The sequence below is a fragment of the Acidovorax sp. LjRoot118 genome (assembly GCF_964253575.1).
Taxonomy (GTDB): domain Bacteria; phylum Pseudomonadota; class Gammaproteobacteria; order Burkholderiales; family Burkholderiaceae_C; genus Acidovorax.
The window spans coordinates 6,048,469-6,067,719 of record NZ_CAXURB020000001.1; the positions used below are offsets into that span (position 1 = coordinate 6,048,469).

The 19,251-nt window shown below is 68.8% G+C and carries 15 protein-coding genes; 11 read left to right on the forward strand and 4 right to left on the reverse strand.

What is annotated here, in order from left to right:
- Positions 1-61: 61 nt before the first annotated feature.
- Entirely contained in the window at positions 62-562 is a 501-nt protein-coding gene (locus ACSQ9E_RS28455; protein ID WP_436219775.1) for a BON domain-containing protein, read from the reverse strand.
- 184 nt (positions 563-746) lie between these two features.
- Here ACSQ9E_RS28455 and ACSQ9E_RS28460 point away from each other — a divergent pair, with 184 nt between their 5' ends.
- The 4 genes from ACSQ9E_RS28460 to pdeM are packed head-to-tail and all read left to right on the forward strand — an operon-like array spanning position 747 to position 6,963.
- A complete protein-coding gene (locus ACSQ9E_RS28460) occupies positions 747-1,811 on the forward strand; it encodes a ligase-associated DNA damage response exonuclease (RefSeq protein WP_436219776.1) in 1,065 nt (354 codons plus the stop codon).
- Positions 1,808-3,520, forward strand: a complete 1,713-nt coding sequence (locus ACSQ9E_RS28465; protein WP_436219777.1) for an ATP-dependent DNA ligase — start codon at positions 1,808-1,810, stop codon at positions 3,518-3,520. Before ACSQ9E_RS28460 ends, ACSQ9E_RS28465 begins: the two co-directional genes overlap by 4 nt.
- The gene (locus ACSQ9E_RS28470) at positions 3,517-6,231 is read left to right on the forward strand and encodes a ligase-associated DNA damage response DEXH box helicase (protein ID WP_436219778.1); all 2,715 of its coding nucleotides are present in this window, start codon (positions 3,517-3,519) and stop codon (positions 6,229-6,231) included. Before ACSQ9E_RS28465 ends, ACSQ9E_RS28470 begins: the two co-directional genes overlap by 4 nt.
- 18 nt (positions 6,232-6,249) lie before the next feature.
- Positions 6,250-6,963 carry a ligase-associated DNA damage response endonuclease PdeM gene (gene pdeM / locus ACSQ9E_RS28475; protein ID WP_436219779.1) on the forward strand — a complete coding sequence of 238 codons (714 nt, stop codon included), beginning with the start codon at positions 6,250-6,252 and terminating at the stop codon, positions 6,961-6,963.
- A 19-nt stretch (positions 6,964-6,982) separates the two neighbouring features.
- Here the strand turns inward: pdeM and ACSQ9E_RS28480 are convergent, their stop codons facing one another.
- Positions 6,983-7,363: a nuclear transport factor 2 family protein gene (locus tag ACSQ9E_RS28480; RefSeq protein WP_057200794.1), complete on the reverse strand. Its 381-nt coding sequence runs from the start codon at positions 7,361-7,363 to the stop codon at positions 6,983-6,985.
- 334 nt (positions 7,364-7,697) lie between these two features.
- Between ACSQ9E_RS28480 and ACSQ9E_RS28485 the strand changes: the two genes are divergently transcribed.
- The gene (locus ACSQ9E_RS28485; protein WP_057200364.1) at positions 7,698-9,932 is read left to right on the forward strand and encodes an NADP-dependent isocitrate dehydrogenase; all 2,235 of its coding nucleotides are present in this window, start codon (positions 7,698-7,700) and stop codon (positions 9,930-9,932) included.
- A gap of 102 nt (positions 9,933-10,034) precedes the next feature.
- Here the strand turns inward: ACSQ9E_RS28485 and ACSQ9E_RS28490 are convergent, their stop codons facing one another.
- Positions 10,035-11,426: a hypothetical protein gene (locus tag ACSQ9E_RS28490; RefSeq protein ID WP_436219780.1), complete on the reverse strand. Its 1,392-nt coding sequence runs from the start codon at positions 11,424-11,426 to the stop codon at positions 10,035-10,037.
- A gap of 284 nt (positions 11,427-11,710) precedes the next feature.
- On the opposite strand from ACSQ9E_RS28490, the gene ACSQ9E_RS28495 reads away from it, so the two are divergent.
- The 5 genes from ACSQ9E_RS28495 (at position 11,711) to ACSQ9E_RS28515 (ending at position 17,009) form a co-directional block, all read left to right on the forward strand.
- Positions 11,711-12,364 carry a TetR/AcrR family transcriptional regulator gene (locus ACSQ9E_RS28495; RefSeq protein ID WP_436219781.1) on the forward strand — a complete coding sequence of 218 codons (654 nt, stop codon included), beginning with the start codon at positions 11,711-11,713 and terminating at the stop codon, positions 12,362-12,364.
- Between the two features lie 236 nt (positions 12,365-12,600).
- Positions 12,601-13,602 carry a tripartite tricarboxylate transporter substrate binding protein gene (locus ACSQ9E_RS28500; RefSeq protein ID WP_436219782.1) on the forward strand — a complete coding sequence of 334 codons (1,002 nt, stop codon included), beginning with the start codon at positions 12,601-12,603 and terminating at the stop codon, positions 13,600-13,602.
- A 99-nt stretch (positions 13,603-13,701) separates the two neighbouring features.
- Positions 13,702-14,865 carry a Gfo/Idh/MocA family protein gene (locus ACSQ9E_RS28505; protein ID WP_057200369.1) on the forward strand — a complete coding sequence of 388 codons (1,164 nt, stop codon included), beginning with the start codon at positions 13,702-13,704 and terminating at the stop codon, positions 14,863-14,865.
- 48 nt (positions 14,866-14,913) lie between these two features.
- On the forward strand, positions 14,914-16,125 hold the full coding sequence (locus ACSQ9E_RS28510) for a dihydrodipicolinate synthase family protein (RefSeq protein WP_436219783.1): 1,212 nt from the start codon (positions 14,914-14,916) through the stop codon (positions 16,123-16,125).
- 5 nt (positions 16,126-16,130) lie between these two features.
- On the forward strand, positions 16,131-17,009 hold the full coding sequence (locus ACSQ9E_RS28515; protein WP_436219784.1) for a sugar phosphate isomerase/epimerase family protein: 879 nt from the start codon (positions 16,131-16,133) through the stop codon (positions 17,007-17,009).
- Positions 17,010-17,039: 30 nt separating this feature from the next.
- Here ACSQ9E_RS28515 and ACSQ9E_RS28520 read toward each other — a convergent pair whose 3' ends face one another.
- Entirely contained in the window at positions 17,040-18,287 is a 1,248-nt protein-coding gene (locus tag ACSQ9E_RS28520; RefSeq protein WP_436219785.1) for an MFS transporter, read from the reverse strand.
- 100 nt (positions 18,288-18,387) lie between these two features.
- Here ACSQ9E_RS28520 and ACSQ9E_RS28525 point away from each other — a divergent pair, with 100 nt between their 5' ends.
- Positions 18,388-19,224, forward strand: coding sequence for an AraC family transcriptional regulator (locus ACSQ9E_RS28525; protein ID WP_057266824.1), 837 nt, complete (start codon positions 18,388-18,390; stop codon positions 19,222-19,224).
- The last annotated feature ends 27 nt before the right edge of the window (positions 19,225-19,251 follow it).

A 19,251-nucleotide genomic window follows, 5' to 3' on the forward strand; every position in this document is an offset into this window, starting at 1 on the left:
CAGTGTGGTTCAGGCGCTCAAGTGCTGGTCAGGGCCGATTGCGCAAACACCCTGGCTTGCGCTATCTGGCCAGCGGATAGCGCGCCGCGCTGCGCTCGGTGCCCACCTGCAACAGGTTGATCACGCCCATCACGTCGTCCACCAGCTCCACCGCTTTCTCCAGCGCCAGCGCCTGCTCGGCCGACTGCACGCAGCCCATCAGCGTGACCAGGCGCCGCTCGCCCAGTACCCACACGCTGGTGTCGTCAAAGCGCCCTTCCTCGCGGACGTAGCGCTGCACGCGCGGAATGATCTCGGCGTCGTACAGGTAGGAGTTGGACAACCGGCAGCGCCCCACGCGGTGGCAGCTGCCGCCGTGCTGCGAGCGCACATGGGCCAGTTCGCGCACCTCGGCCTCGGTGTAGAGCGGGCCCTCTGGCACGGGACAGGCCGCGATGGCCGACGTCACCTGTACGAAAGGGTCGTTGAAGGCGTTGGTGCGGGGCGCTTGGCCCCAGGCCGCCTGCGCCAGGCATGCCACCATCCCGAGGGTGACCAGTACACGGTGTTGGGCGGATGTCATCGTTGAAAGCATGGGGGTACAACCAGAGACGCGTCGCAAGCATGGTAGCCAACAAACGCGAGCCATGCACCTCCCTGCAATACCGTGTAGGACAGCGCTGTGACTTGCCTGGCGCCCTGCAACTGCCCCCTCTCAGCGCTTAGGATGAACAGCCCGGTTGCCCGCGCTCTATTGCTCCTCATCCATGCCCAGCGACCTCATCGTCCACCGCCCCGAAGGCCTGTACTGCCCGGCCGGCAATTTCTACATCGACCCCTGGCGGCCGGTGGAGCGGGCCGTGATCACGCATGCGCACTCGGACCATGCGCGCATGGGCTCGGCGCATTACCTGGCGCACCAGGACAGCGAGGGCACGCTGCGCAACCGGCTGGGCACCGACATCGACCTGCAGACGCTGGCCTACGGCGAGGTGATCGACCACCACGGCGTGCGCCTGTCGCTGCACCCGGCGGGGCATGTGCTGGGTTCGGCCCAGGTGCGGGTGGAGCATGGCGGCCAGGTGTGGGTGGCCTCGGGCGACTACAAGCTCGAGGACGATGGCACCTGCTCGCCGTTCGAGCCGGTGCGCTGCCATACCTTCATCACCGAGTCGACCTTTGGCCTGCCGATCTACCGCTGGCCATCGCAGCCTGCGCTGTTCGCCGACATCAATGCCTGGTGGGCGGCGAATGCGGCCGTTGGCAAGGCCAGCGTGCTGTATGCGTATGCTTTCGGCAAGGCGCAGCGGCTGCTGCACGGGGTGGACGCGGGCATCGGCCCCATCGTCGTGCATGGCGCGGTGGACCCGCTCAACGCCGTGTACCGCGCAGCAGGGGTGGCGCTGCCGCCCACGCTGCGCGTGACGGACCCGGGCGTCACCAAGGCCGAGTTGCGCCGCGCGCTGGTGCTGGCGCCGCCCTCTGCCGCAGGAACACCCTGGCTCAAGCGCTTTGGCGAGCATTCCGATGCCTTTGCCAGCGGCTGGATGCTGGTGCGCGGCGCGCGCCGTCGCCGCGGCGTGGACCGGGGCTTCGTGATGAGCGACCATGCGGATTGGCCCAGCCTGCAGAAGGCCATTGGAGCCACGGGGGCCGAACGCATCATCGTCACCCACGGCAGCACCGAGGTGATGGTGCGCTGGCTGTGCGAGCAGGGGCTCGATGCCCAGGTGTTCGTGACCGAATACGGCGCCGACGACAACGAGGACGACGCAGGGGCAGCGCCGCCAGCACAGGCCGATGCACCGGCGCCTGAGGCCGCGGCACCATGAAGGCCTTTGCCCAGCTGTTCCAGGCGCTCGATGCCACCACCGGGCAGTCGGCCAAGCTGGCGGCGCTGGTGGCCTACCTGCGCGTGGCGCCACCGGCCGATGCGGCCTGGGCCACCTACTTCCTGGCGGGGGGCAAGCCGCGCCAGATGGTGCCTACCAAGCGCCTGAAGGCCCTGGCGCAGGAAGCGGCCGGCCTGCCCGAATGGCTGTTCGAAGAGAGCTACCAGGCCGTGGGCGACCTGGCCGAAACACTGGCCCTGCTGCTGCCACCGCCGGTGCAGCCGGTGGACCTGCCGCTGGCCGAGTGGATGGCCCAGTTGCTGCCGCTGCGCGCCCTGCCGCCCGAGGAGGCCGATGCCCGGCTGCGCACGCAGTGGAACATGCTGGCGCCGGAGCAGCGCTTCGTGTACTTCAAGCTCATCACCGGCAACTTCCGCGTGGGGGTGTCGCGCCTGCAGGTCACACAGGCGCTGGCCACCGTGAGCGCGCTGGACCCCAAGCGCATTGCCCACAGGTTGATGGGCTACACGCAGATCGGCCGGCAGCCGCAGGCGGGCGACTACAACGCGCTGGTGGCGCCCGTGGAGGAAGCTGCGGACGGCGACACGGGCAGTGCGGCGGACCCAGGCATGGCCGGCCAGCCCTACCCCTTCTTCCTGGCCCACCCGTTCAGCCAGCCGGTGGCCGAGATGCCCGCGCTGTTGGGCGCGCCAGAGGACTGGCTGGTGGAGTGGAAGTGGGACGGCATCCGCGCGCAGATCGTGCGCCGTGGCGGCGCTGTGTGGGTGTGGTCGCGCGGCGAGGAGCTGGTGACCGACCGCTTTCCCGAGCTGGCCGAGGCCGCGATGGCGGCACTGCCCGATGGCACGGTGGTCGATGGCGAGATCATCGTATGGCTGCCCGACGAGCCCCAGCCCCGCCCCTTTGCCGACCTGCAAAAACGCCTGGGCCGCAAGACCCTGGGCCCCAAGCTGCTGCGCGAGCTGCCCGTGGTGCTGGTGACATACGACCTGCTCGAACATGCGGGGCAGGACCTGCGCCAGCTGCCCCAACAGGCACGCCGCGCGCTGCTGGAGGCAACACTGCAAGCTGACCCGGCCGCGGCCATCGCCCCCCCACCGCAGCACACCCTGCGGCTGAGCGCGCTGCTGCAGGGCAACGACTGGGAGGACCTAGCGCGCCAGCGCGAGGCCGCGCGTGGCATGGGCACCGAGGGCTTCATGCTCAAGAACCGCCAGGCGCACTACGGCGTGGGCCGCACCAAGGACGTGGGCGTGTGGTGGAAGTGGAAGATCGACCCGATGAGCGTGGATGCCGTGCTGATCTACGCCCAGCGCGGCCACGGCCGCCGCGCCAGCCTGTACAGCGACTACACCTTTGCCGTGTGGAACGGGCCGCAGGGCGACCCCGAGCGCCAGCTGGTGCCTTTCGCCAAGGCCTATTCGGGCCTGACGGACGTGGAGATAGGCCAGGTGGACGCCATCATCCGCAAGACCACGCGCGAGAGCTTCGGGCCGGTGCGCAGCGTGGATGCGACCATGGTCTTCGAGCTGGGCTTCGAGGGTATCGGCAAGAGCCCGCGCCACAAGAGCGGCATCGCGGTGCGCTTTCCGCGCATGCTGCGCTGGCGCCAGGACAAGACGGTGGCCGAGGCCGATACCTTGCAGACGCTGATGGCCCTGCTGCCAGGGCAGGACGCCGCCGCATGAGCACCGCCCGCCGCCCGCGCAAGCCGCTGCCCACGGTGGCCGCGAGTGCGGCTGCCGGCTGGATGACCACGCGCGGCTGGCAGCCCTTCGGCTTCCAGCAGGAGGTATGGCGTGCCATGGGCGAAGGGCGCTCGGGCCTGCTGCACGCCACCACCGGTGCGGGCAAGACCTATGCCGTGTGGCTGGGTGCGTTGCAGCACCTGGCGCTGGCAGGCGCGCCCGTGGCACCCGTTGCAGAGGCGAGCGCGCGCACGGCCCTGCGCACACGCCGTGCGGCAGCGCCGCCGCTCACCGTGCTGTGGATCACCCCCATGCGCGCCCTGGCCGCCGACACGCTGCGCGCACTGGTAGCGCCCCTGCCCGACCTGGCGCCGGACTGGACCAGTGGCCTGCGCACCGGCGACACCGCCAGCGGCGAGCGCGCCGCGCAGGACCGCCGCCTGCCCACGCTGCTGGTGACCACGCCCGAAAGCGTGTCGCTGTTGCTGGCGCGCGCCGATGCCCATGAGCGCCTGCGCCATGTGCAGTTGGTGGTGGTAGACGAATGGCATGAGCTGGTGGGCAACAAGCGCGGCGTGCAGGCACAGCTGGCGCTGGCGCGCTTGTCGGGCTGGAACCCGGCCCTGCAGGTCTGGGGCATGTCGGCCACGCTGGGCAACCTGCAGGAGGCGCTGGACACGCTGCTGCCCCGCCCGGTGCAGGGCGCCCCCGCCGCACCGCCCGCCGTGCTGGTGCAGGGCCGCATCGACAAGGCCCTGCGGGTGGACGTGATGCTGCCCGCCAAGGTGGACCGCTTTGCCTGGGCCGGCCACATGGGCCTGGCGCTGCTGCCGCAGGTGGTGGAATCCATCGAGGCCTGTGCATCGACCCTGGTGTTCACCAACACCCGCTCGCAGGCCGAGCGCTGGTACCAGGCGCTGCTGGAGGCACGGCCCGACTGGGCGGGCACCATCGCGCTGCACCATGGATCGCTGGGCCAGGAAGTGCGCGCCTGGGTGGAGAACGGGCTCAAGGCCGGCCTGCTCAAGGCGGTGGTCTGCACGTCGAGCCTGGACCTGGGCGTGGACTTTCTGCCCGTGGAGCAGGTGCTGCAGATCGGCTCGGCCAAGGGTGTGGGGCGGCTGGTGCAGCGCGCGGGCCGATCCGGCCACGCGCCAGGGCGCACGTCGAGCATCACGCTGGTGCCCACGCACAGCCTGGAGCTGGTGGAGGCCGCCGCCGCACGCCACGCGCTGGCGCTGGGCCGCATCGAAGACCGGCACACGCCGCGCGCGCCGCTCGATGTACTGGTGCAGCACCTGGTCACCGTGGCGCTGGGAGGCGGCTTCGTGCCCGAGGCGCTGCTGGCCGAGGTGCGCCGTGCCCCGGCCTATGCCGCGCTGGCCGACAACGACTGGCAGTGGGCGCTGCAGTTCGTGCACCAGGGAGGGGCCTCGCTAGCCATCTACCCCGATTTCCAGCGCGCCGCGCCCGATGAGGAAGGCGTGTGGCGCGTGCCCGATGCGCGGCTGGCGCGCCGCCACCGCAGCAACATCGGCACCATCGTGAGCGACGCCAGCATGCAGGTGCAGTTCGTGAGTGGCGGGCGCCTGGGTTCGGTGGAAGAGAGCTTCATCGCCCGGCTGCGCAAGGGCGATGTGTTCATGTTCGCCGGGCGCCTGCTGGAGCTGGTGCGCACCCAGCAGATGACGGCCTACGTGCGCATCGCCCCCAAGGGCAGCGCCGCGCTGCCGCGCTGGAATGGCGGGCGCATGCCCCTGTCCAACACGCTGGCAGACGCCATGCTGGAGATGCTGGAGCAGGCCGAGCGCGGCGTGTACGCATCGCCCGAGATGCAGTGTGCCCGGCCCCTGCTGGCCGTGCAGGAAGCCTGGTCGGCCCTGCCCACGCCCGGCCGCCTGGTGGCCGAAACCCTGCACACCCGCGAGGGCTGGCACCTGTACCTGTACCCGCTGGCGGGCCGCCTGGTGCACCTGGGCCTGGCCGGCCTGCTGGCCTGGCGCGCATCGCAGCAGGTGGCCAACACCTTCTCCATCGCCGTCAACGACTATGGGCTGGAGCTGCTCTCGGCCAAGCCCATCGATTGGGCCACGCTGCTGCCGCGCATCCTGGGCGAGGGCACGCCCACCGCCCTGGGCGGCGGGCTCGAAGAGGAGGTGCTGGCCAGCCTCAACGCCACCGAGATGGCGCGCCGACGCTTTCGCGAGATCGCGCGCATCGCCGGCCTCATCTTCCAGAGCCACCCGGGCGAGCAGCGCAGCAGCCGCCAGTTGCAGGCATCGTCGTCGCTGTACTACGACGTGTTCGCCCAGTACGACCCCGACAACCTGTTGCTGGCCCAGGCCCGCGCCGAGTTGCTGGCGAACGAGCTGGACATGGAGCGCCTGGCCCGCACCCTGCGCGGCATGCAGGCGCAGACCCTGTCCATCCATGCATTGGAGCGCCCCACCCCGTTCGCCCTGCCGCTGATGGTCGAGCGCTTTCGCGAGCGCCTGAGCACCGAGACCCTGGCCGACCGCCTGGCGCGCATGGTGCAGGCGCTGGAGAAGGCCGCCGACGACACCACCGGCACCCACCTCGCCGACAATCCCGTGGACCCGGCCGACATGGCCTGGGATGTGCCCGACGGCGCCACCGCGCCACCCCGGCGCGCGCGCCGAGGCGATGCGGGAGACACGCCCCGCCGACCGCGAAGGCGCCACGGATTCTGAGCACGACGACGACCGACATTGCCCGTGAACGCAGACCCTTCTTTCGCCCCTTCACCCACTGCCCCGCCCGCAGGCGCCCTGGCCATCACCCTGCCCGGCGGCACCACCCTGTGGTTGCTGCCCCAGCGCGCCGTGTGGTGGCCCGCCGCGCGCACGGCCTTCGTGGCCGATGTGCATTTCGGCAAGGCCGCCACCTTCCGCCGCGCGGGCCAGCCCGTGCCGCACGGCACCACGGCCGACAACCTGGCCCGGCTCGATGCGGTGCTGGCGGTGACGGGGGCGCAGCACCTGGTCTTCCTCGGCGATTTCCTGCACGCGCGCAGCGGCGCGGCCGATGCCCTGTGGAGCCAGTTGCGGCCCTGGCGCGAGCGCCACGCCGGCATTCGCATGACGCTGGTGCGTGGCAACCACGACCTGCATGCGGGCGACCCGCCGGCAGCCCTGGGTATCACCCTGGTCGATGAGCCCTGGCAACCGATGGAGGGGGCCGAGGTGCTGGCCTGCCACCACCCGCATTCGGTAGCGGGGGCCACGGTGCTGGCGGGGCACCTGCACCCCACGGCGACCCTGTACGGACTGGCGCGTGACAGCGTGCGCCTGCCCTGCTTTGCATGGACGCCGGGGCTGGTCGTGCTGCCGGCGTTCGGAGCGTTCACGGGATCCGCGGTGGACCAATTGCCACCGGGCACGCTGCGTTTCGTGGTGGCAGGGGCGCAGGTCCGGCGCCTGTGAGCGCACGGCGCGCGCTGCCTCAGAACATTCCGTTCCCGTGCGCCGACCGCTCGGGGACCACCTGCAGCACGTCCCAGTGCTCCACGATCTTTCCATCCGCGTCGAGCCGGAAGATGTCGATGCCCGCATAGTCCTTGTCGCCCGGCCAGGTCTGCAGGCAATGCAGCACCACGTGGTCCCCCTCGGCCAGGGCGCGCTTGAACTCCACGTGCTTGCCGGGGTACTCCCGCGCCATGCGCTCGAAGTAGTCGATGAAGGCCTGCTTGCCATCGGCCACGTGCGGGTTGTGCTGGATGTAGACGCTGCCTGCGTACCGTTCGATGGCCTGCGCGGGCTGGCACTGGTTGAACATCAGGTCATAGAAGGCCATGACGTTGCGCTTGTTCTGTTCCTCATCCATGCGGGCCTCCTGGTGGCTGCGGTCAAGCATAGGGCCACCAGCCGGAGCCCTGAACCGCCGGCCATATTGCCACGCGGCCTGCCGCTTGGCCCTTCTGCCGATGAGGATTTTGAGCTGATTTGGGGCCGCGCCATCTGGACTCCCCGCCCCTCGCACAAGAGCAAACCGATAAAAAAAATCCCCCGACCCAACGGTAAATTTTGCATAGTGGAATTCAATTGCAAAAATGGGGGTCCGGGAAAGCAGCAAAAGACGAGAATGCGAGAGCATTCGCGTTTGGCCCCTGCCATACCCCGGCAAAGGGCATTTACACACCCGTTTCGTGAGACAAGCCATGACGACACAGCAACCGACCATCATCTACACCCTGACCGACGAGGCACCTCGCCTGGCCACGGCTTCCTTCCTGCCCATCATCCGCACGTTCGCCGCACCTGCCGGCATCAACGTGGCGGAGTCGGACATCTCCGTGGCCGCCCGCGTGCTGGGCGAGTTCCCCGAGTTCCTGAAGGAAGAGCAACGCGCTCCGAACACCCTGGCCGAGCTGGGCAAGAAGACGCTGCAGCCCGACGCCAACATCATCAAGCTGCCCAACATCAGCGCCTCGGTGTCGCAGCTCAAGGCGGCCATCGCCGAACTGCAGGGCAAGGGCTACGCACTACCCGACTACCCCGACCAGCCCAAGGACGACAAGGAAAAAGAGATCAAGGCGCGCTACGGCAAGTGCATCGGCTCTGCTGTGAACCCCGTGCTGCGCGAAGGCAACTCCGATCGCCGCGCGCCCGCCGCCGTGAAGAACTACGCGCGCAAGAACCCCCATTCGATGGGTGAATGGAGCCAGGCATCGCGCAGCCACGTCTCGCACATGCACCACGGCGACTTCTACCATGGCGAAAAGTCCATGACGCTGGACCGCGCCCGTGAAGTGAAGATGGAACTGATCACCAAGAGCGGCAAGGCCATTGTCCTCAAGCCCAAGGTCGCGCTGCTCGACCGCGAGGTGATCGACAGCATGTTCATGAGCAAGAAGGCGCTGCTGGAGTTCTACGAGAAGGAAATCGAAGACGCGCGCAAGACCGGCGTGATGTTCTCGCTGCACGTGAAAGCCACGATGATGAAGGTGTCTCACCCCATCGTGTTCGGCCACTGCGTGCGCATCTTCTACAAGGACGCGTTCGCCAAGCACGCCAAGACGTTCGACGAGCTGGGCGTGAACGTGAACAACGGCATGGTCGACCTGTACGCCAAGATCGAGACGCTGCCCCAAAGCCAGCGCGACGAGATCAAGCGCGACCTGCACGCCTGCCACGAGAACCGCCCCGAGCTGGCCATGGTCGACTCGGCCAAGGGCATTACCAACTTCCACTCGCCCAACGACATCATCGTGGACGCGTCCATGCCCGCGATGATCCGCAACAGCGGCAAGATGTGGGACGCCAACGGCCGCCTCAAGGACGTGAAGGCCGTGATGCCCGAGTCGACCTTCGCCCGCATCTACCAGGAGATCATCAACTTCTGCAAATGGCACGGCGCGTTCGACCCCAAGACCATGGGCACGGTGCCCAACGTGGGCCTGATGGCCCAGCAGGCCGAAGAGTACGGCTCGCACGACAAGACGTTCGAAATCGCCGAAGACGGCGTGGCCAACATCACCGACCTGGCTACCGGCGAAGTGCTGCTGTCCCAGAACGTGGAAGCCGGCGACATCTGGCGCATGTGCCAGGTCAAGGACGCCGCGATCCGCGACTGGGTCAAGCTGGCCGTCACGCGCGCCCGCAACTCCGGCATGCCCGTGGTGTTCTGGCTCGACTCGTACCGCCCGCACGAGGCGCAGCTGATCACCAAGGTCAAGATGTACCTGCACGAGCACAACACCACCGGCCTCGACATCCAGATCATGAGCCAGGTGCGTGCCATGCGCTACACGCTGGAACGCGTGATCCGCGGCCAGGACACCATCAGCGCCACCGGCAACATCCTGCGCGACTACCTGACCGACCTGTTCCCCATCATGGAACTGGGCACCTCGGCCAAGATGCTGTCCGTCGTGCCCCTGATGGCCGGCGGCGGCATGTACGAAACGGGTGCCGGCGGCTCCGCGCCCAAGCACGTGCAGCAGTTGGTGGAAGAAAACCACCTGCGCTGGGATTCGCTGGGCGAGTTCCTGGCGCTGGCCGTGTCGTTCGAGGACATGGGGCTGAAGACCGGCAACGCCAAGGCCAAGGTCCTGGCCAAGACGCTGGACGCCGCCACGGGCAAGCTGCTGGACAACAACAAGAACCCCTCGCCCAAGACCGGCCAGCTGGACAACCGCGGCAGCCAGTTCTACCTGGCCCTGTACTGGGCCCAGGAATTGGCCGCGCAGACGGACGACAAGGAACTGGCAGCGCACTTCGCGCCGCTGGCCCAGGAACTGACCGCCAAGGAAGACACCATCGTGGCCGAGCTGGCCGCCGTGCAGGGCCAGCCCGCCGACATCGGTGGCTACTTCCTGCCCGACGTCGCCAAGCTGGACGCCGTGATGCGCCCCAGCGAGACGCTGAACAAGGCACTCAAGGCCTTTGCCTGATTCTTTCGCTGCGGAGCCCCACACTCCCATAGCCCAGGGCCCCGATCGGGGCCCTTTTTCTTTGCCTGTTGCCCTGCCAGCAAGCAAGCTGGCGGGTGCGGGCTACGGCCGGTCGCGGTCCACCACGCGGCTGTTCAGGGGCTTGGGCAAGTAGGCGGGCAGGAAGGCGCAGCCCTTGCCGAATTGGGCCTCGTAGGCCGGGCACTGCTGGGCAATGCTGTCGGGCGTGGGCTTCACGCCCTCGTCCACCCAGCGCAGCAGCGCGGTCATCAGCGTGGGGTAGGTCGGGTCGCTCAGGTAGCTGTGGGTGTTGTGCTGGGTGAAGGTCTGCACCAGGCGCGCGCCGCTGCCGGCGCGCTCCATGGTGCCCTTGAAGTAGGCATCGAGCTCGACGAAGGCGGTAGGGTCGTCCACGCCCTTGACGGTGAGCACCGGCACGGCAATGCGGCCCGTGGGGTCGGTGTCCTGCGCGAAGCGCGCCAGGGCCTGCGGATCGGCCTTGTAGCGCAGCACGGCAGCGTTGAGCGCCGCATCGTCGGCGGAGCCCGTGTACCGGGCGCCCGTGTTGCCGAAGGGGCTGGCGTCGCCCGTGCGCAGGTGCACCACGTCACGGTAGTGGAAGGTGCCCCAGTTCAGGTGGCTCTGGATCGAGCTGGCAGGGATGCGGAGCACGTCGACGATGGTCTTGACCTTGCGCTGTTGCTCGGGCGTGCGCTCGGCGGCCGGCTTGTTCAGGCCCAGGCACTCGTTGGCGCGGGCCGTGAGCTCGGCGGCGCTCATCTTCGCATCGGCCGGCAGGCCGATGTTCAGCGGGTACTGCGCCTCGCTGGGCAGCGGGTGGTTGTTGCACAGGTGCTGGTAGACCACGCGCAGGTCGGTGCGGAAGTCGTACGAGCGGCTGCCCCCGGCCAGCAGGCCGCTGGTGAGCAGCACGGCATCGTAGGGCTTGCCGGCCCCGTTGCCGAACATGTCGGCCCCCATGGCGGCCACGCCGGCGCCCCAGGACTGGCCGTGCAGGATGGTGCGGCGCGGCTGGGCCACCTGGGCCACGAAGATCTGGCGCAGCCGCTCGGTGTCCTCGGCCGCGGCGCGCACGGCCACACCGCCCTGGCGGAAGGTGCTGCCCGCCCAGGCATAGCCGGCGCGGACCATGATGGACCAGCGCTCCAGGTCCTCCACCGCGCGCTCGGCCTTGGGCGCGCCCAGCGTGGGGCCGCCATGCGAGTGCATCACCAGCACCCGGTTCCACTGGTTCGGCATGGCAATGAGGTAGTAGGCCCCCGCCGAATCCTGGCCCGACAGGCAGCGTGCGATGGCCGCGATGTCCTTGGGGCAGGCGGTGGCGACCGGGGCCGCCTCCTTGCTGGCAGGCAAATCGCCCACACTGGCGGTCGGCGGCGTCTTCATTGGGGCGCAGGCGGCCAGCAGGCCGGCGGCCAGGCCCGCCAGGGGCAGGCGCATCGCGCGCACGAGGGGTGCAGGAAGGGAGTGCATGGGCGATTCGTCTCCGGGTATGTTGTGTGGTTCTGCGAAAGCAGCGGGCGGCAAGGGCCTTGGCACATCGTAGAAAGGGCCCTGCGTGCCGTCAAATAGCCTGTGCAGGGCAGCTCCATATGCTGTGCGTATGCAGATGCGCCAGCCGGGAACCTGTTGGCGCTCTGGCTATAGTGCCGGGTGCCCGTGTGGACCCCTGCCGCGCCGTGCATCGCCACCACAAAATCGCTTCTGGATTTCCAGAAGGACTGGATTTTGTTAACCATATAGTGAACTATTCGGGCATGACCAAAGACACAGGGCCGACTCCTGCCAAGGAGCGCCAGCGCGACGCCGACCGCTCACAGAGCGCGATCTTCAGCGCGGCACGCGACGAATTCGCCGAGCACGGCCTGGGCGGCGCCCGCATGGACCGCATCGCCGAGCGCGCCGGCCTGAACAAGCGGTTGATCTACTACTACTTCGAGGACAAGGAAAAGCTCTTCCAGGCCGTGCTGGAGCAGGCCTACCTGCACATCCGCGAGGAGGAGCGCAAGCTCAACCTGCTGGAGCTGGAGCCCGCCACCGCCATCCGCCGGCTGGTGGAGTTCACCTGGGTGTACTACCTGGAGAACCCGCAGTTCCTGACCCTGCTCAACAGCGCCAACCTGCACAAGGCACGCCACCTGCAGGAGTCGCAGCGCGCGCGCGAGATGAACTCGCCGCTGATCGCCACGCTGGGCGAGGTGCTGGAGCGTGGCCGGCGCGAGGGCAGCTTTCGCGGCGGGGTGGACCCGCTGCAGCTGTATGTCTCGATCGCCGGGCTGTCGTACTTCTACCTGTCGAACAACCACACGCTTTCGTCCATCTTCGCACGCGACCTCATGGCGCCCAAGGCCCGCAACGAGCGGCTTTCGCACATGTGCGACATGGTGCTCGGCTATGTACTGAGGGGCTGAGCTGGGCCAGCGCAGCAGCGCTTGCCTCCGTCCAATCGATCCCCCTCTGGAATGCACGGGTTGTCGGGCAGAAGGCGCAGCGCGGGCGCTCAGGTTGCGTATTTCCGGGTAAACCCCTAATTGCACCCCGCGCAACCGCGTTGACGTCCGGTGGCTGATCCTGAAAAATGCACTCTATTCACCAATCAGTGAATTAAGAGCAAGTTCAAGCCTGCCACCCCGGAGACAAATCCACCATGCCTACTACGCGCCTCGCCCGTTTTGCCCGCACCGCTGCACATGCCGCGCTCGCGGGTGCTGTTCTTTCCACCCTGCCCCTGGCCGCGCTGGCGCAGGGCGCCTACCCCACCAAGCCGGTGCGCGTGATCGTGCCCTTCGCGGCGGGCAGCACCACCGACATCATTGCGCGCGCCATCGCCGACAAGATGGGCCAGAGCATGGGCCAGTCGCTGGTGGTGGACAACCGGGGCGGGGCCAGCGGCACCATTGGCCAGCAGGCGGTAGCCACGGCTGCGCCCGACGGGTACACGGTGATGATCCATTCCTCCTCGCACACCGTGAGCCCGTCGACCTTTGCCAAGCTGCCGTTCGACACCACGGGCGACTTCGCCGGCGTGACGCCGATCTCGTCGCTGCCCAATGCGCTGGTGATCTCGCCCGCCAAGGGCATCAAGACGCTGCAGGACCTGGTGGCTTCGGCCAAGGCCAAGCCCGGCACGGTGAACTTCGCCTCGGCCGGCCAGGGCAGCGCCACGCACCTGAACGCCGAGAAGTTCAAGCTGGCCGCGAAGATCGATGCCACCAACATCCCCTTCAAGGGCTCGGCCGAGGCCGTGACCGAGGTGCTGTCGGGCCGCGTGGACTACTACTTCTCGCCCATCGCGCCCGTCATCGGCCAGATCAAGGACGGCCAGCTGCTGGCGCTGGCCGTGGGCTCGCCCAAGCGCGCGGCCGCCCTGCCCGACGTGCCCACCACGGCCGAGGCCGGCGTGCCCGGCTCGGAGTTCAACTTCTGGATCGGCATGATGGTGCCCGCCAAGACGCCACGCGACATCGTGAACCGCCTGCACGACGAGGTGGTGAAGGCGCTGGCCACGCCCGAGGTGAAGGAGCGCTTCCTCAAGCTCGGTGCCGATGCCTGGACGCTCAAGCCCGAGCAGTTCGACGCCTACATCAAGGACGAGATCAAGAGCAACGCCACCCTGGTCAAGGCCGCGGGCCTCCAGCCCACCCAGTAATCCCCTGCGCACCGCACAGCCAGCCCCTGCCAAGGGGGTGGTCTGGCCGCGCCTTTGCCCACCTATTGCAACCTTTGAACTGAAAACGGACCGACCACCATGGCAACCCAACGACTCGGACTCATCATGCACGGCGTCACCGGCCGCATGGGCATGAACCAGCATCTGATCCGCTCCATCTGCGCCATCCGCGCGCAGGGCGGCGTCGTGCTTTCCAACGGCAACCGCGTGATGCCCGACCCCATCCTGATCGGCCGCAACGCCGAAAAGATGGAGGCGCTGGCCAAGGCGCATGGCATTGCACGCTGGGGCACGGACCTCGACGCCGCGCTCGCCAACCCCGAGGACACGGTGTTCTTCGACGCCGGCACCACGCAGATGCGTCCCACGCTGCTGGCCAAGGCCATCCGCGCGGGCAAGCATGTGTACTGCGAAAAGCCCATCGCCACCAATTTGAACGAGGCGGTGGAGATCGCGCGCCTGGCCTCGGGCTCGGGCCTCAAGCACGGCGCGGTGCAGGACAAGCTGTTCCTGCCCGGCCTGCGCAAGCTCGATATGCTGCGCCGCGCGGGCTTCTTCGGCCGCATGCTCAGCGTGCGCCTGGAGTTCGGCTACTGGGTCTTCGAAGGCGACCTGCAGCCCATCCAGCGCCCGAGCTGGAACTACCGCAGCGAAGACGGCGGCGGCATGATCCTGGACATGATGTGCCACTGGCGCTATGTGCTGGACAACCTGTTCGGCGAGGTGAAGTCGGTCTCGTGCATCGGCGCCACGCACATCCCGCAGCGCTGGGACGAGGCCGGCCAGCCGTACAAGGCCACGGCCGACGATGCGGCCTATGCCACCTGCGAGCTCACGGGCCACAACGGCGAGCCGGTGATCGCGCAGCTCAACATGAGCTGGGCCACGCGCGTGCGGCGTGACGACCTCGTCACCTTCCACGTGGACGGCACCGACGGCTCGGCCGTGGCCGGCCTGTCGAGCTGCCGCGCGCAGAGCCGCGTGGCCACGCCACGCCCGGTGTGGAACCCCGACGAGAAGCAGACCATGAACTTCTTCGACCAATGGCAGGAGATCCCGGATTCGCAGGTCTACGACAACGGCTTCAAGATCCAGTGGGAGCACTTCATCCGCCACGTGGTGGAAGACGCGCCCTATAAGTGGACCCTGCCCGAAGGCGCCAAGGGTGTGCAGCTGGTCGAGGCGGCCCTGGAGAGCTGGAAGGAGCGCCGCTGGGTGGACGTGACACCGCTCAAGGGCTGAGCCCGCCGCAGCAATCCCTTTTTTCCATCCACTTTCTCCGATCACCACATGGCCCTCAGCCTATCCCTGCCCACGGCCGATGGCCGCATCACCCACTACACCCTGCAAGGCCGCACGCCGGTCGTGCCGCAGCAGGGTGCGGTGTTCAACCGCATCGCCTACTCGGCCGCCCATGTGGCGGCGAATCCGCTGGCCGCCATCGACCCCTGGCTGCAGTGCGCCGTGGACTGGGACGCGACCATCGCCTACCGCCAGCGCCTGTGGTCGCTGGGCCTGGGCGTGGCCGAGGCCATGGACACCGCGCAGCGCGGCATGGGGCTGGACTGGCCCACCTCGCGGGAGCTGATCCGCCGCTCGCTCGACGCGGCGCGCGACTTCGGGCCGGGCGCGCTCGTGGCCTCGGGCTGCGGCACGGACCACCTGGTGCTGGACGAGGTGAGGTCGGTGGACGACGTGATCCGCGGCTACGAGGAGCAGATGGAGGCCATCGAAAAGCTCGGCGGCAAGCTCATCGTGATGGCCAGCCGCGCGCTGGCCCGCGTGGCCAGGAGCCCTGCCGACTACGAGCGCGTGTACGACCGCATCCTGTCGCAGGCGCGCCAGCCCGTGGTGCTGCACTGGCTGGGCGACATGTTTGACCCGGCGCTCGCGGGCTACTGGGGCTCACGCGACGTGGATGCAGCCATGGACACGTCGCTGGCCGTGATCGCCGCGCACCCGGACAAGGTGGACGGCATCAAGATCTCGCTGCTCGACAAGGACAAGGAAATCGCCATGCGCCGCCGCCTGCCCGCCACGGGCGGCACCGACGGCCAGGGCGTGCGCATGTACACGGGCGACGACTTCAATTACGCCGAGCTCATCGCGGGCGATGGTGCGGGCGCCGCGAAGCGCCAGGGCCAAAGCGATGCGCTGCTGGGCATCTTCGACGCCATTGCACCGGCCGCGAGTGCGGCGCTCGCGGCCCTGGCCGCAGGCGACACGGCGCGCTTTCACGCCATCCTGGGGCCCACGGTGCCGCTGTCGCGCCACATCTTCGCGGCGCCCACGCGCTTTTACAAGACGGGCGTGGTCTTCATGGCCTGGCTCAACGGGCACCAGAGCCACTTCACCATGGTGGGTGGGCAGCAGAGCACGCGCTCGCTGGTGCATTTTGCGCAATTGTTCCGCCTGGCCGACCAGGCCGACCTGCTGGAGCAGCCCGAACTGGCCGTGCAGCGCATGGGCCACCTGCTGGCATTGCACGGCGTGAGCGCCTGACCGCCATGCGTGACTTCTCGCAAGACCACCGCTGGCTGTCGATCAACACCGCCACCGTGCGCAAGCAGCAGGGGGCCGAGATGCCGCTTTCGCGCATCATCGACCAGTGTGCCGAGCGCGGCATCCGCGCCATCAGCCCCTGGCGCGACCAGGTGGCCGCTGCCGGCCTGGATGCCACCGCGCGCCAGTTGCGCTCCCACGGCATGGCGCTGTCGGGCTATTGCCGCGGCGGCTTCTTCCCGGCGGCCGATGCCGCTGGCCTGCGCGCCGCGCTCGATGACAACCGCCGCGCCATCGACGAAGCCAAGACGCTCGATGCCGCCTGCCTGGTGCTGGTGGTGGGCGCCCTGCCCGGCGCGCTGGACGGCACGCCGCACTACACCGACCTCGCCCGCGCACGCGGCGAGGTGTTCGACGGCATTGCCGCATCGCTCGACTACGCGCGCCAGGTGGGCATGCCCCTGGCCATCGAGTCGCTGCACCCCATGCAGGCGGCCGACCGCGCCTGCATCAACACGCTGGAGCACGCGCTGGACATCTGCGATGCGCTCGATGCACAGAAGACCGGTGCGCTGGGCGTGGCCCTGGATGTGTACCACGTGTGGTGGGACCCCAAGCTCGCGCAACAGATCGCGCGCGCCGGCCGGGAGCGCCTGCTGGCCTTCCACGTTTGCGACTGGCGCCTGCCCACGCGCGACCTGCTCAGCGACCGGGGCATGATGGGCGATGGGGTGATCGAACTGAAGAAGATCCGCCAATGGGTGGAAGCCGCAGGCTTCGCGGGCTATGCCGAGGTGGAGATCTTCTCGGCGCTGGACTGGTGGCAGCGCACGGGCGAGGACACGCTGGACACCTGCATCGCGCGGCATTGCACCGTGGTTTGATGTGGCGGGCAGCGCCCGCCACATGCTGCTTCAGGCGGCCACCGGCGCCAGGGTGCGCCGCACGCGGCGCACATTGAAAGCGCTGGCGATCAGCACGCCCTGCACCACGGCCAGGCCGAGCAGCACGGCGGTGAAACGGCCCTGGTCCAGCAGCACGCCGAACAGCAGCGGCGACAGCGCCTGGCCGATGTCCAGCCCCGAGTACACGATGCCGTAGACACGGCCCGTGGAGCCCTCGGGCGTGGAGCGCTTGACCAGCAGGTCGCGCGAGGGGCCGGCGATGCCGGCACAGAAGCCCATCACGCCGAACATCACGGGCACCAGGGCGCCGGGCGGATGCGCCAGGGCCAGGGCCACCGCCACGCAGGCCGCCAGGCCGAAGCCCACGCCCACGATGCGCTCGCAGCGGCTCGGGTCGGCCGCGAGGAAGCCGCCGAGCACCATGCCGCCCGCACTGGCCACCATGTAGACCGTGAGGCACATGGCCGCCAGCGCCACGGGCACGGCGTGCAGCTGGCGCGCGGCTTCGGGGGCGAAGGCCTGCACCACGTTGAGCGAGACGGCGTAGAAGAAGAAGAACGCAAAGCACATCCACACGGCGGGGATGCGCAGGAAGGCGAAGTTGCCTTGCGCTGGCACGCCGGTGGCGCCGACCTTGGCAGCTGGTGGCAGGGCCGGCAGTTCGAGGTGGCGGCGGTTGAACAGCAGCACCAGCAGCACGGCAAACGCCAGCACGCCGGCGCAGACCAGCGCCACGCGCCACGAGAACGCGATCGCCAGCGGCACCAGCATGGCCGGCGCCAGCGCCCAGCCCAGGCTGCCGGTGATGCCGTGCACGCTGTAGGCATGGCCCAGGCGTGGCGCGCTCACGCGCCGGTTGAGCAGCGTGTAGTCCACGGGGTGGAACACGCCGTTGCCGATGCCCGCGAGCACCGAGAACGCAGCCAGCATGCCGTAGCTGGTGCTGGCCGCAAAGCCGAACGCGGCCAGGCCCAGCAGCGCCAGGCCGCCGAACAGGATGGGGCGCGGACCGAAGCGGTCGACCACGAAGCCCGAGCCCGCTTGCACGGCGCACGAGACCACGAAGAAGATGGTCATGAGGAAACCGAGCTCGGTGTAGCCGACCTGGAAGGCGTCCTTGAGCCACGGGAACAGCGGCGCCAGCAAGAGCTGGCTGTAGTGGCTGATGAGGTGGGCGATGCCCACGAGGCCGATGACCCCGGCGTCGGCACGCAGGGGAACAGCAGCGATAGGGCTGGTGGGGTTTGCGGAGGTCATGGCGGCATCGTAGTATTGCGCCTGGATTTCTGGAATGCGACGGAAAGACAGCTTTCGGCGAATTTGCGCCAACAGCGCATACAAAAGCATGGAGCCCCCAATGGCACGCACCAGCCAGGTCGCCCCGCTCGGGGACATGGACCCTTTCGCGCCCAACCCCGCACACCCGGTGCGGGTGCGTGCGCGCAACATGCCGGCCGATACGCATTTCGAGCCGCACCGCCACGCCTGGGGGCAACTGGCGTACTGCGCCAGCGGCGTGATCCAGGTGAGCGTGGTGGCCCCGGTCGCACCGACCGCCTACATCGTGCCGCCCTCGCGCGCGGTGTGGATCGCCCCCGGCGCGCTGCACGCCATCGCCGTGCTGGAGGCGGCTGCGTTCCGCACCCTGTACATCGACCCCAGCGTGGTGCCCGCCGATGGTGCGGTCTGCCGTGTGATGGCCGTGACGCCGCTGCTGCGCGAACTGGTGTCGGCGCTGGACCCGGTGGGCGGAACGCCGCCCGGCCCCGCGCGCGAGGCAGCCCTGACCGCGCTGGTGCTGGGCGAAATCGGCGACGCTGAAAGCCTGGCCCTGGGCGTGCCCCTGCCCGGGCCCGACAGCGACAAGCGCCTGCGCGCCCTGTGCACCGCCGTGCTCGAGGCACCCGGCCGCCACGCCACGCTGCACGATTGGGCCACCGACAGCGGCGCCAGCGAACGCACCCTGGCCCGGCTGTTCCACGCGCAGTTCGGCATGGGCTTTGCGCAATGGCGCAAGCAGGCGGTGCTGGCCCATGCCTTGCCCCGCCTGGCGCGCGGTGAATCGGTGGGCCAGGTGGCCGCCTCGAGTGGCTACGCGAGCGAAAGCGCGTTCTCTGCCATGTTCAAGGCAGCCATGGGGCAGCCGCCGAGCTGGTTCATCGGCAGGAACGATGCCTATGCGCCTTCCGCGTAAGTGCCAGCCACCGTGCGCCACGCGTTC